7 protein-coding genes and 1 pseudogene are annotated in these 13,321 nt (G+C 64.0%); 4 read left to right on the forward strand and 4 right to left on the reverse strand.

The window, feature by feature from the left end; all coding sequences use genetic code 11:
* Positions 1 to 3 precede the first annotated feature (3 nt).
* Complete coding sequence (locus tag BMX61_RS01705) at positions 4 to 186, forward strand: hypothetical protein (protein WP_075627182.1); 183 nt, start codon at positions 4 to 6, stop codon at positions 184 to 186.
* A 96-nt stretch (positions 187 to 282) separates the two neighbouring features.
* Here BMX61_RS01705 and pbpC read toward each other — a convergent pair whose 3' ends face one another.
* The 4 genes from pbpC to BMX61_RS01725 form a co-directional block, all read right to left on the reverse strand.
* The gene (pbpC, locus tag BMX61_RS01710; protein WP_075627472.1) at positions 283 to 2,382 is read right to left on the reverse strand and encodes a penicillin-binding protein 1C; all 2,100 of its coding nucleotides are present in this window, start codon (positions 2,380 to 2,382) and stop codon (positions 283 to 285) included.
* A gap of 62 nt (positions 2,383 to 2,444) precedes the next feature.
* Positions 2,445 to 7,868, reverse strand: coding sequence for an alpha-2-macroglobulin family protein (locus tag BMX61_RS01715; RefSeq protein ID WP_075627471.1), 5,424 nt, complete (start codon positions 7,866 to 7,868; stop codon positions 2,445 to 2,447).
* Between the two features lie 693 nt (positions 7,869 to 8,561).
* A complete protein-coding gene (locus tag BMX61_RS01720) occupies positions 8,562 to 9,953 on the reverse strand; it encodes an FAD/NAD(P)-binding protein (RefSeq protein WP_075627181.1) in 1,392 nt (463 codons plus the stop codon).
* A 296-nt stretch (positions 9,954 to 10,249) separates the two neighbouring features.
* Positions 10,250 to 11,116, reverse strand: a complete 867-nt coding sequence (locus tag BMX61_RS01725) for an RNA polymerase factor sigma-32 (protein WP_075627180.1) — start codon at positions 11,114 to 11,116, stop codon at positions 10,250 to 10,252.
* 477 nt (positions 11,117 to 11,593) lie between these two features.
* Between BMX61_RS01725 and BMX61_RS01730 the strand changes: the two genes are divergently transcribed.
* From BMX61_RS01730 to BMX61_RS01740, 3 genes and pseudogenes are all read left to right on the forward strand, one after another.
* Positions 11,594 to 12,100, forward strand: a complete 507-nt coding sequence (locus BMX61_RS01730; protein ID WP_075627179.1) for a GNAT family N-acetyltransferase — start codon at positions 11,594 to 11,596, stop codon at positions 12,098 to 12,100.
* Between the two features lie 372 nt (positions 12,101 to 12,472).
* On the forward strand, positions 12,473 to 13,006 hold the full coding sequence (gene ppa / locus BMX61_RS01735) for an inorganic diphosphatase (protein WP_075627178.1): 534 nt from the start codon (positions 12,473 to 12,475) through the stop codon (positions 13,004 to 13,006).
* Positions 13,007 to 13,086: 80 nt separating this feature from the next.
* Positions 13,087 to 13,321, forward strand: a pseudogene (locus tag BMX61_RS01740) (IS630 family transposase); the annotation flags it as partial.

Here is a 13,321-nt window from a genome sequence, read left to right on the forward strand (position 1 = left end):
CCGATGCTTCCTGAACATGTCGATCTCTGTCAGCGGGTCTATGATCGGGCTCGCGATGCCCGGGGGATCGCCAGTGATGCCAAGAATCCCGTCGCTGCCCTGGTTCTAACGCTCTATCGGCATGGCGTCCATGAGGAGGAAGAGCTGTTGAGACGCACTCTTCTTGCGCTCGACGAAACCTCCTGACCTGACCCTCTCGTCGTCTCGACATGGTGCAGTGCAGGGCCGCATGCTCGGCTCTGCGCCGCCTGCACCTTTGCGTCGCCATCACCGGCTGTCTCGTCATGGACTGTTTGTGGACATTTCCTTTTGCAGGAAGACCCGCACGCTGGCCGCGCGTCCGGCGGCGTCGATCACGGTCAGTGTGGAAAAGCCAAGGCCGTCCGGCTGCCACTGGCTCGTGCGGCGCAGGCTCGGCTCCGGCAAGGGCCGGCCATTGGCCAGCCAGCGGAACGGCGCGCGGCCGCCCTGCAGCTTCAGCGTCAGGCCTTCACCGTCGTTCTCCGGGCTTAGTTCCACCCGCGCGCCCTCTGGCGGATAGACGATGCGCGGCGCAGGATCGGCCGGGCGGCGCGCGCTTGCCGAAAGGCCCGGCTGATCGGCGGAAAAGCGGCGCAGGGTGGCCGGCAGGTCCTGCGGACCGAGGCGGCGCGCGCCGGATGGGGCACGGGGCAAGGGAATGTTGGCAAGCCCCGAGCGGGCGAAGGCCTCGAACAGAATGGGTGCGGCGGTGGCGTAGCCGCTGATGGCCGGAACCGCGCCATTGTCTGCCCGTCCCACCCAGACGCCGAGCACAAAACGCCCATCGAAGCCGATCGACCAGGCATCGCGATAGCCGTAGCTGGTGCCGGTTTTATAGGCGAGCAGGCGCCGGGCACTGCCTTGGGGTGGCTGCACGCCGGATAGAATATCCGTCACCTGCCAGGCGGCGCCAGGCTCGATCAGCGCTTCGCCATCGTCCAGCCGGGGCGGGCGATCGACGCCATTGCCTAGCGTCACCGGCGCGCCGCGCCGGGCAAGCGCGGCATAGAGCTGCACGAGATCGCGCAGGCTGATGCCGAGACCGCCGAGGCCGATGGCAAGCCCGGGCGGCGCTCCTGGCGGCAAGGCCACCTCCACGCCGGCGCGGCGAAAGCGCACGATCAGCCGCGTCGGTCCGACAGCATCGAGCAGGCGCACGGCCGGTACATTGAGCGAGAGCTGAAGCGCCTGTCGGATGGTGACGTCGCCCTGGTAGCTCATGTCGAAATTGCGCGGCCGATAGCCGAAAAAATCGGCTGGCCGGTCCTCGATGATCGTGTCCTGCGCGATCAGCCCTTGCTCGAACGCCAGCCCGTAGATGAAGGGCTTCAGCGTCGAGCCTGGCGAGCGCGGAACCCGGACCATGTCGACAAAGCCGCGCCGCCGCCTGTCGGTGAAATCGGCCGAGCCCACTTCGGACAGAATGGCGCCGGTTTCGGCATCCGCCAGGATCATGGCGATGGTCACTTGCGGATCGAGTCGCGCGGCGGCGGCCTCGGCCACTGCTTCCAGAGCACTTTGCTTGTCTCGATCGAGCGTTGTCATCGTGCGGTCCGGCAGCGGCCCCTTGCGCCGCGCGGCTTCAGCCACATGCGGGGCATGGGCGGGCAGCTCCCGCCGTTCGCGCGGCACCGGCTCAAGCTCCGCCCGCGCGGCTTCGCCCTGGCCGATAAGGCGCGAGACGGCGAGGCGCGCGAGCACCCGCGCCCGCGCGGCCTCTGCGGCTTGCGGGTGTCGGTCGGGCCTGCGGCGCTCCGGCAGTTGCGGCAGCGCCACGAGGAGCGCTGCTTCCGCCGTGGTCAGCCGGCGCGGCTCCTTGCCGAAATAGGCGAGGCTTGCCGCCCGCACGCCTTCGAGATTTCCACCGTAAGGCGCACGGGTCAGATAGAGATCGAGGATTTCGGCCTTGCTCAAGCGCCGCTCGATCTGCAGGGCGCGTAGGATCTGGCGCAGCTTGGCGGGGAGCGAGCGTTCCGTGCGCGGCTCGATCAGCCGGGCAAGCTGCATGGAAAGCGTCGAGGCGCCGGAGACAATGTGTCCTTGTGTCACAAGCTGCCCGGCGGCGCGGGCCAAAGCCTGCAGGTCGATGCCGTGATGTGTGTAGAAGCGCTGGTCCTCATAGGCCACGAGCATGCGCGTCAATTGCGGATCGATCTCCTCGGCCTTCGTCTTCAGCCGCATGTAGCCTTCGAGCGTCGGAAAGGCGCGCAGCAGCCGCCCGTCGCGGTCGAGCACTTCGGGAGAGACGATGCGAGCGGCGTCGAGTGGCGGGGGAAAGGCGCGATCCGCCGCATTGAGACCGATCAGCAAGAGTGCGCCTGCCGCCACAAGGCCGCAGGCCGCCCAGGCAAGCCTTTTCAGCCGGCCTGCGCTGGCTTGCGGCCGGCTTTTATTTACCAGCGCCGCGCCCCTGCTATCGCCGCTCACGGCGCGGAGGACACGGTCATCCGGCCGCCGGATGTGCGGGCGGAAAATTGCGGACGGTACATATCCTCGACCGAGGCCGCCGGCTGCTCATAGGTGCCTGGCGTGACCGCGCGAACGACATAGGCGACCGAATAGCTGCCCGCTTCACCCGCTGTCCGGTCGAAGGCGGCGACGAAGCGGTCGTTGCGAAACTCCGTATGCGCCGGCTCGACCGCGCCGATCCAGTCGAAATTCGCCAGCTTGGCGCTGTCCACAAGGCTGGGATTGTCGATCTCGAAGCCGCCGGGCAGAAGGTCCGTGAGGATCACCCGCGCTGGCCAGCCATTGTCCTGGTCGACCGTCAGCACCACGACGAAGCGCTCATTCTGCCTGACATCGGCAATATTGGCTTCCGTTCCATCCATCCGGTAATAAGCACGGCTGATCGAGAAGCCGTTGCCGCCTGCAGGCAAGGGAAAGGCGGGGGCTGCCAGCGTGGTCACCGTGGCGGTAACGGGGTCCGTGCCCTTGTTGGCGATCGTCACCGGCTGGGCGGCGATCTCTTCCCCGCTCTTGCGGGCGGCGAAGCTGCCTTCCTCCGCCGCGCCATTCACCGCGAGGCGAATCCCGCTATCGCCCTTCTCCACGGCGCGAGCAGCCATCAACAGCCACATCTGCTCCTGCGTGCTCATCAGGGTCTTGGCGGATGCCTGCTTTTCCACCTCCGCAACCATGGCCGGCAGGATTTTCGACACAGGCCGGCTTTCGGCGGCAAGCGTCAGCACGGCGGCGTCGTCCCGTAGCGCCGAACCGTAATCAGAGCGATCGAGATCCGGTATGTCGGTAGATGTGGCCGCGGCCTGCGCATCGATGAACAGGCTCTCGGCGCGCGCCTGATCGCCATAAAGCGAAAGGGCAGCCGCCAGATGCGCCCTGGCAAGCGGCGTCTTGAAGTCGGCCAGCTTGGTGTCGGCATAGTAGCGCAGGTCCGAGATCGAGGCCTTCCGGTTTCGCGCCAGCACATAAAGCGCATAGGCCACCTCATTGCCACGTGTGCCGATCTCGCTGTCATAGGCCAGCGCGTTCTGCAGATTGTCGAGAGCCAGGCGCAGCGCCGTTTCCGGCACGGTGAGATCCTTCTCGCGCGCCCGCGTCAGGAAATCACTGATATAGGCGTCGAGCCAGAGATCGCCGGAGCCGGGGCTCCACAGGCCGAAACTGCCGGCCGAAGACTGGAAGGCCAGCACACGCTCGATCGCCGTTTTCACCCGTTCGTCCGCTTGGGGATCAGCCGGCAGGCCGGCACGGCCGAGAAGCTCGCTCAGATAGAGAAGCGGCAAGGCGCGGCTGGTCGTCTGCTCGGCGCAGCCATAAGGGTAGCGATCAAGCATCATCAAGAGTGCTGGAATATCGAAGGCGGCGCTGCGGGCGACGCTGAGGCTGACGGAGGCGCCATCCAGTCGGCTTTCGGCCAGCAGGCCGGAATCGACGGTCAGGCTCTCGCCGGGCTTCAAAATGACGGGAAGATGGGTGGTAAGCGGCATGGTCGTCCCGCGCACCGGCAGGGTGACGACCTGCTCCAGCCGTGTGCCATCGGCAAGCGAGGCGGCGATGGTGATCCGGCCGTCGCCGATCGACAGGCCCGAGAGCGGCAGCGTAACGTCGACGCGACCGTTTTCGCGAACCGGCAAGGCCGCTGCCAACCGGTCCGTTCCGACCTTGATCACGTCATTGGTTGCGACATCCAGGCGAACCTGCGCCGCCGCGCCATCGGTATTGGCCAGATCCAGGCGTAGTTCCGACTGGTCGCCGGGCGCGAGCACGCGCGGCAGGCTTGCGGTCACGACGAGCGGATCGCGGATTACCACATCCTTCTCGATATGGCCGACGCCGGTGCGGGTCCAAGCCACAGCCATGACACGGGCGGTGCCGTTGAACTGGGGAATGTCGAAGACAATGTTGGCACGGCCGTTCTCGTCGAGCTTGACCGGGCCGGAGAAGAAGGCAACCAGCTTTTCCGTCGGCGGATTGCCCGACAACGCCATCTGGCCACCATCGCCGCCGGTGCGCAGCCGGCCCATGGCCCCAAGCGAGCCGTCGATCAGCTTGCCGTAGAGATCGCGCAGTTCCAGGCCGAGCCGGCGCTGGCCGAAATACCAGCCATCCGGGTCAGGCGTCGGGTAGCGGGTGAGGTTGAGAATGCCGACATCGACGGCGGCGACCATTACATAGGCGTCCTCACCGGCCTTGAGCCCGGTCAGCGAGACCGGGATGGCAAGCGGCTGGCGCGGACGGGTCTTCTCCGGCAGGTCGAGATGGACGGCGAGCTTGCGGCTCTGGGGATCGACCCCGGCCCAGGCGATGCCGATGGCGCGCATCGGCATGCGGCTCTCCTGCGCCTGCCCAGGGCGGTAAAGCGTGGCGGTGACATAGGCGCCGGCGCCGAAGTCCTGCGTGATGGGAATGTCGACCACCGCTCCCTCGGCTGGGACATCGGCCTCGTAAGTGGCCACAAGACTTTCCGATCCGACCGTGATCAGCGCCTTGCCGGCAAAGCGGGGCGAGATCTTCAGCCGTGCCGTTTCACCGGGAGCGAAGAGCGGCTTGTCGAGCGCGATTTCAAGCGCATCGGGCGTTTCGGTGGAGGTGGCCGCGACATAGAAGCCAGCGTCGAACTCGATGCTGGAGGCCGTTCCGCCTGCCTTGTCCTCCACCTCAAGCCTGTACCGACCCCAGCCGACAGGCAAGGCGATGCGTCCGCCTTCCGGCGTCACATCCAGCCGGCCGTCGGCCACCTGCTTGGTGGAGACGATCGGCTCATAGCCCCAGGAGGCGCCCTGCCGATACCATTGATACCGGCGCTCAACGGCAATGAGCTTCCAAGAGAGGCCGGGCTTTGCAGCCTTCCGACCTTCGGCATCAAGCGCGATGACCTGGAAGCCGGCCGTCGCGTTTTCCTGCAGATCGCCTGAAAACTCCGGCTTGATGCCGATTTGCGGGCGTTGGTCGGCAATCGGCAGGACCAGGTTGCGCTCCACCGCACGCCCGCCATTCTCCTGCAGGCGGACGGCGATATGGGCCTCCAGCCGGCGGGTGGTGGACGGCAGTTCGCCGAGATCGACGGGGAAGCGGGCCTTGCCATCCGCATCAAGCGTCGGAAGACCCTCCAGCGGAATGCGCAGATCTTCGCCGGCCTCTTCATCCGCCAGGCCAAACTGATAGCCCGGATGATCCGGATCGTTGCGGACGGGCTTGACCAGTATCTCGCCTTCCAGGGCCAGACCTGAGGCGGGCGCGCCATAAAGGAAGCGGCCGTCGATCGTGATCTCGGCCGGTGTGCCCGGCGTCAGCCGCTTGGCGTCGGTGGTCATATCGAAGGTGATGCGATCCGGTACGAAATCATCGACCAGGAAGCTCTGCTCGCTCAGGGGCTTGCCCTTGGGGTCTGTGAAGATCTGCATCGTCCAGCGGCCGCGCATGGCATTGTCCTGCAGGGCAAGATCGACCGCATAGCCGCCGAGCGCTGGCGCTGGCGCGATGATGCGCCGGTCTTCCACGCCATCGGGCCGTAGAAAGACGAAAGTGAGCGGCAGGCCGTCCAGCGCCTCTGCCCGTTCATTGCGGGCAAGCGCGGCCGCATGCACGGTTTCGCCGGCCCGGTAGATGCCGCGCTCGGTATAGGCGAAGAGATCGATAGCGCCGGGCGCCGGGCGCCCGGTCACGCCGCGATCGGACAGGTCGAAGCCGGCCTTGGTCATGTCGAGGAAGACATAGTCGCCATCCTTCGTCGTCGCCGTGATGACGGCCGGCGCCAGGCCCGCCGCGCCGCGCGCCAGCCCTGCATCGAAACGCGCGCGTCCCGACGCATCGGTCCTGGCCGTTGCCAGAACCTCATTGTTGCGGGCGAGAAGCTGCAGCGTCACCTCTTGCATCGGTGCGGCCGAGGACAGCGCGCGTGCAAAGACCGTCAGCCCATCCGTGCCGGTGAAGGTCGAAAGGCCAATATCGGAAATGACGAACCACTGCGTGGCGCGGGCATCCCATTCATTGTCGACACCGACCGTGGAGCCGGCGGTCAGCACATAGACGCCTGGCTGGCGCTTCGGCAGAGCCTCGTCGATGGGAATGCTGGTCGTCACCTCCTTGTTGAGCTCGCTTGCAATCTCGACCGTGCCTTGCCAGACGAGTTCGCCGCTCTCCTCGGGAATGCGGTCGGCCGCATAGCTGCTGAGCTGGGTCAGAAATTGCGAATTCGCCATCAGCCCGGCAATGTTGCGTTCGGCTACGCGGTATAGCTTCAGCCGTGCGCTCGGCGTGTTGACCGAGATCAGCGGAAGCCCGCGCCGCATGGCAGCCGGCAGCACGAAATTCTCGCCGGTGAAGCGCAGTTGGGATGATCGGTCGCGGACGTAAAGGTCGAGATCGACATCGGCGAGCAGGGCTTCGTCGACGGAGGAGGGCAGGCCTTTGCGCAGGGTCAGCTTGTAGCGCTCGCCATGGACCAGCCCTTCCACGCAGATCTGCTGGCCCTTGGCTTCCAGCGCCTGGGGTGTCTGGCCGTTCAGGAGGACATAGGGCTGATAGTCGAAGGCCTTGGTGAGCGGTTCGGAGACCTGGACACAGGCGCGGGGGCTGGCGCTGTCGGAGTCGATCGTATGCTCCACCACACGAAACCCGTCCGTCGCCCGTAGCGCTTCAAAAGCGGCGCGCACGGTCTTGCTCTCCGCCAAGGCAAGGCTTGCCTTGTAGGCGCTGAGCGCCGGGCGCGGGCTGGCCGTGGCCTTCAGGCTTTCGGCGAGCCCCGCAAGCGCCGCCGCGCGGGTCCGCGTGGTGCGCGAGAGATCATAGGCATTGATGGCGGAGAGCAGGCCTTGGCGCTGCAAGTCCGCATTGTCGGTGACGCGCAGGGCATAGCGAGCGGCCTGCAGCCAGAGCCCGCCATCCTGCGGATCGATCCCGACGGCGCCGGCAGCCAGCTTCAGCGCTTCCACCGGATTGCCTGCGTCAGCCTGCTTGCGCGCGGCCGCAACAAGCGCATTCAGGCCCTGGCCTTTCAGCTCCTCCGGCAGGGCGGCGGCATGCTTCAGCTGGCGCGCTTCCGCCAGCGTGGCGGAATCGAGAAAGGGCAGGGCGGGCGGCGCGCCAAGATCGGGCTCCTTCTGGCGCGCATCCACCATCCGCCCGGCGGTGGTGCCAGGGAAGGGGTTGAGCGTGTCGTAGTCCGACTTGAGGAAGCACCATTTCGCTTTGGGATTATAGGTAAAGGCGCGGCAGGCCTTGTCGCCGGCGCAAAGATCGCCGCAGGCCTTCAGCGTCACATTCTGCTCGGTGCGCAGATCGAAGCCGAAATAATCCGCATTTTCCGTGAGGACAGGCTGCCGGGTTGCATCAGCAGCGCCAGCCTGTGTGAGCAGCGCCAGAGACAAAAGCTGCGCCAGCATCACGCAGAAAATCGCCTGCAGGAAGCGGGACCGGCTGGCTCCCGATGCGATAGCGCGCAGGCGTGAAGACGGCACAGCGGCGGTGCGTGGCGACATGGCGGTGATCCTCCCTCAAGATCGTCTGTCCGCCGGCACGAGTCAGGCTTCTGCCGCCTTGATCGACCGACCGCGCACGGGCCACGAATCAAGAATTGGCTGGCCGGCGCTTACTTTTCTTATCGCAGCATTTTGTCGAGCATCGCCAGCCGTCTCTCAAGCGGCGCGCTCCTCCACATCTTCGCCGTGCTCATGCGCCATATCGTGCGAACCTAGCATCCTAGAGCGTCGGACTGAAAACCATACGCGGTGTTACACTCTAGATTTTTGTTTTCGCATCGGATTATTCCGAAAGCCGGTTCCCACTTTTCGGTACGATGCTCTAGGGGTGCTGCAGGCGCGTGTCACTGTCGATGTTCGGGGATCGCGCTCAGGCTTCAGAAGCATGCGACCGCAACCCGCCGCTCTCCATGGAGGGCCGGACGCTCCGCAGCAGTCTTGTAAGAGCGCGCAGACTTGTCAATGGCGGCTTGGCGCAGCACCTCCGCAAGGAAGCCGCCTGGCAACGTCGAACGGCAGGCTCTCGGGCGTCTCATAGGACCTGCGGCTCTGATCGCTCACACCGCGAAATCAAGACAATGGCAGCGGTGGCACTACTCAGCCTGCCCGACGCTGCGGCCGTGTACGGTGTTCCAGGCGTTCGGCGGCGGCATAGGTCTGGTTGACGATTTCCGGCACGAGATCGATATCGGGCAAGGAGCCGAGACCGAGCGGGCCAATGGCGAAGAGGCCTTGGGACCGGCCCACATCGTCCAACAGCTCGCCAGCCGGATTGACCGAAAGTCCCAGCGCCAGTTCGTCCGGCACGGCAAGGCCGGATGCAAGCAAGCCGGAGATCAGGGGCGCGCTGAGGTCGGGTGCGAGGCAGCGGCAGTCGATTACCTCGTCAGCCGGGAAAATCTCGGCTTCTGCCTGATCCGCACGTTTCAGCTTCAGCCCGCCGGGCACGCGCATCAGCGCCGTCGCCTTTAAGAGCACTGTCGATCCGCCGCCAAGCTCGCGCTCCAGCCGGGCATGGACATCGGCGGGAAGACGGTTGCGATGCGCGTCGTAAATGGCACGCAGATGCCGGTTGAACTGCCGCTTCTCGCTTGGCGGAAGCGACGACCAGAGCGCGCGAGCGCGCTTGCGCAAACCATTCATGGCCGCCTGCCAGCTCCAGCCATTCTCCTCGGCTTCCGCGCAAGCCTGGCGGACATAGCGCAGGATCTCGCGCAGAGACGAGGGCATGGGCTGCGTCGGGAAAGTGGCATCGGCCGGAAGGCGCGTATGCGGCTGGGGCAGAAAGCCTCGGCGCGACAGCAGCGTGATCCGGCCGGCAAAGCCGCCATCGCGCAGCTGCAGTACCTGATCGACAGCGCGCAGGCCGCTGCCCATGACGACGATGTGCCGGCAGTTCTCGGACGGTTGCTCGGCCAGACGATTGGCAAAGCCGCCAGGGTTTTTCGGCCCGGCAATGCCATAACCGGTCGCCAGCATCACCTCATCGAAGGCTTCGCAACGCCCATCGTCGAAGCGCAGGATGAAGCCCGCTTCCGCCCGCTCCAGCCCGGCGACATCGTCATTGGACATGCGCACCGACACATCGGTGCGCTGCGACAGGGCCTCCGAAAAGCGCTGGTAGACATAGTCGCTGAAGGTGGATTTCGGGACGAAGATCTGGCCGAAACCGGGAATGGCAGCCGAAACCGCGTCTCGGAACTCGGCATTGGCCTGCAGCCAGCGCGTGAAATCCTTGGGATCGCCGATCGATACGGAAAGATCGCGGGCGCGGCTGTTGAGAATCTCGGTGGAGCGCGCTGTTGCCAGCGCCTGACCGCCACTGACAGTCGGCTGCGGGTCGAACAGGCAGAGCTGAAAAGGCTGCGACAGCGTGCGCAGCAGTGCGATCGCCATCATCATGCCGGAAAAGCCGCGTCCGATAACGGCAAGCTTCAGGCGGCCGTCGATCCCCTTTTCCATCGGCAGGGACAAGTCATGAACCGTCATATTTCACCTCCATGCCGATCATAGGCCGGGCTGTCAGGGCGATCGTTTAACCAACGTTCACGAATATGCGGTACGCTTCCAAGTTGGGAATTAGACCATGAGCCGCGTGTTCCGACAAGGTTTTTCAGTTCCCCGCTTCGGACAAAAGCCATATTTGCCGGCATCCAGCCAAGTTTTCTCCGCCGCGTGACGGACGAGGGAAGCGCGATCGGCTGCCTTGTTCACCGTTCAGATCACGCAAAAAAGGCCGCCGCGGCGACCTTTTCGTGAAACTTGTGCGAAGGCCGAAAGGCCGATTACATCGAAGTCAGCGCGGTCATCGGCGCCTGAGCCACAAGAGCGGCCTTCAGCTTTTCCATGGCGCGCGTTTCGATCTGGCGCACACGCTCCTTGGAAATGCCGAGATCGACGCCCAGCTCCTCCAGCGTTGCGCTGTCGTCGGACAGACGGCGGGCGCGGATGATCTTCATTTCGCGCTCGTTCAGCTGCTTCAGCGCATGGCCGAGCCAGGTGCGCCGACGCTCCTGATCGATCATGTCGGAAACCTGTTCGTCCGGCAGGGGCGCGGCGCAGGCAAGAAGATCGAGGCGCTCGCCGCCGTCGGCATCGCCGGACGAAATCGGTGCCTGAAGCGAGGTGTCGCTGCCTGAGAGGCGCGCATCCATCGTCTGAACATCGGCAAGGCTGACGCCGAGCGCGGCGGCGATTTCCTCATGCACGGCGCGCGCCGTCAGCTGGCGGTCGCCTTGGGCGAGCTTGGCGCGCAGGCGGCGCAGATTGAAGAACAGCGCCTTCTGCGCCGAGCTCGTGCCGCCACGTACGATCGACCAGTTGCGCAGCACATAATCCTGCATGGAAGCGCGGATCCACCATGTCGCATAGGTGGAAAACCGCACGTCACGACTCGGCTCGAACCGGGCCGCAGCCTCCAGAAGGCCGATATGGCCTTCCTGAACCAGATCGCTCATCGGAAGACCGAAATGGCGGAATTTCGACGCCATGGAGATCACCAGGCGCATATGCGCCATGGCGATCTTGTTGCGGGCGTTTTGGTCGTGATTGTCTTTCCAGGCCTGGGCCAGCTCCTGCTCTTCTTCCCTCTCCAGATAGGGGGCTGCCATGGCGATCTTGATCATGCGCCGGTCTGCAGAAAGAGTCTTCATCGGGCTTGCTCCATGAACGGGCACGCTGGAATAAGCGTCCTGTCGTCGAGTTTCAGGAGATCCGGCGCCGCGCCGTGAAGGCTTAGCCGGGTCCAGCGAGTAAGATCTTGACCTGCCGGCACCCCGCCCTAATTCTTTTCTCGAGCCTAGCTTCAGTCTCAAACAATGAGCGAAACGATCACTGGGTTCTCAAAATCAACGAACAAAGGGCCGGGCGATCCGCACGGTCTCACATCGGCTAAACGCGGCGGGCGAGATTTTGTTCCGGCCCATGGAATGTTTGTGTGGGTCTTCGTTCACCATTCTCTTATTTCGCTTCTGCTTGTTTGAAGACGGGTCTCCGTCCGTCGAGGCGGCTGTGCGTCGCCCGTTTTGCCGCTTGCCGCTCTGGTTAAAATTGCGTTAACCTGACGTCCTGCGTCGGCGATGATTGGCCGGCACACTCTTTCCGTGTCCGAAAGCAGTGAGTACGGCGTCATGAAGACACTTTCGATTGAAGTCAGGCCAGCGGAACCTCAGGATGCCGCAGCGATTGCCGACGTGCATCGCAGTTCATGGCTGCAGGCCTATGGCGGTCTCATTCCGCATATCCCGCTGATCCGCATGGTTGATCGGCGCAATGAGACCTGGTGGCGCAAAGCCACGCGCGGACCGGCAACGCTGATGGTGGTGGAGGTCGCGGGCGTCATCGCGGGCTATGCCACCATGGGCCTCAACCGCGCCCGCTCCCTGCCGCAGGAAGGCGAAGTCTACGAGATCTATTTCCGTCCGGAATATCAGGGCCTCGGCCTCGGTCGCATCCTCTTTGGGGAAGCGCGCAACCTTCTGCGCTCGCTCGGTTGCTTCGGCCTTGTCGTTTGGTGCCTCGACGATAGCGATATCGCCAGTCGCTTTTTCCGTGCCGCCGGTGGTCGCGATGTCTGCGAGGGCATGGAGGATTTCGGTGAAAAGCACCTGAAGAAGATCGGCTATGTCTGGGACTGAACCTAGCCGATGCTCTGGAGGCTTTTCCTGACCATGGTTGCGAGCCAGACGGCACAGATCGTAGCGATCTTTAATTTAGACGTATCTTCTTGACTCGTCCGGTGCTGAAGGCTCCATCAGATCGTCTATCCGTGTTTATACGCATGTTCTACTTTGCGTACATCGTTCCCCGACGTCATCCGTCGCAGGAGAAGCGCGCAACCGGCAGATCTGGCGTCCAAACGCCTCGTTTTCTGCCAGCGGAATTTTGAGATTCATCTTAACAGGCGGTTTTTTCCTTCATCGCTGCTTACGAAGCACCGAGCCATATTGCACCGCCCCTGCTTTCGCTCTATCCAACCGCCAGTCAACTTGTCACCTTAAGGGGGCCTTATGCGCATCGACGCCATTCAGATCGGCAAGAACCCGCCAGACGATATCAACGTAATCGTTGAGGTCCCGGTTGGGGGTCATCCGATCAAGTACGAAATGGACAAGGAAGCCGGTACGCTGATCGTCGATCGGTTCCTCTACACGCCGATGACCTATCCCGGCAATTACGGCTTCGTGCCGCATACGCTGTCGGACGATGGCGACCCGATCGACGTGCTGATCGCGTCGACCCGGCCGCTGGTTCCCGGCTGTGTCATCAATGTCCGCCCGATCGGCGTCATGATGATGGAAGACAATTCCGGCAAGGACGAGAAGATCGTTGCCGTGCCGAACTATCATCTGACCAAGCGTTACGACAAGGTTCGCGAGTATACCGACCTGCCGGAGATCACGCTGCAGCAGATCGAGCATTTCTTCGAGCACTACAAGGACCTCGAGCCCGGCAAGTGGGTCAAGATCTATGGCTGGAAGGACTCCGATTTCGCCCGCCAGATGATCGTCGAGGCCATCGAACGCGCCAAGCAGAAGGCCTAAAGCGTGTCGCTGTAAACCTGATTCATGGTTCCAGTTTGTCTTGCTCTGTGATTCACTTTGCCCATGGAAGGAGATGCACCATGGGCAAGCCGCATCCGATCGAGTTGCGTGAGCGTGTCGTTGCGTTTGTGAATGAAGGGCATAGCAACCGTGAAGCCGCTCGGCATTTCCGGGTTTCGCCTCGGTTCGTCAACAATATGATGATGCTGCATCGGTCATCCGGTTCTCTGGCCGCGGCCAAGCAGGGCCACCCGCCTGGTGGTGGGAAGCTTATGGCCCATGGTGACTGGGTCCGCGAGCGGATGTCGGCCCATG

The organism is Xaviernesmea oryzae, from assembly GCF_900109605.1.
GTDB classification, from domain to species: domain Bacteria; phylum Pseudomonadota; class Alphaproteobacteria; order Rhizobiales; family Rhizobiaceae; genus Xaviernesmea; species Xaviernesmea oryzae.

Bases quoted from the DNA above. Each gene is read 5' to 3' on its own strand.
- BMX61_RS01730 (WP_075627179.1), top strand. From the start codon at position 11,594: ATGAAGACACTTTCGATTGAAGTCAGGCCAGCGGAACCTCAGGATGCC.
- ppa (WP_075627178.1), top strand. From the start codon at position 12,473: ATGCGCATCGACGCCATTCAGATCGGCAAGAACCCGCCAGACGATATC.
- BMX61_RS01705 (WP_075627182.1), top strand. From the start codon at position 4: ATGCTTCCTGAACATGTCGATCTCTGTCAGCGGGTCTATGATCGGGCT.
- BMX61_RS01720 (WP_075627181.1), bottom strand. From the start codon at position 9,953: ATGACGGTTCATGACTTGTCCCTGCCGATGGAAAAGGGGATCGACGGC.
- BMX61_RS01725 (WP_075627180.1), bottom strand. From the start codon at position 11,116: ATGAAGACTCTTTCTGCAGACCGGCGCATGATCAAGATCGCCATGGCA.
- BMX61_RS01715 (WP_075627471.1), bottom strand. From the start codon at position 7,868: ATGCTGGCGCAGCTTTTGTCTCTGGCGCTGCTCACACAGGCTGGCGCT.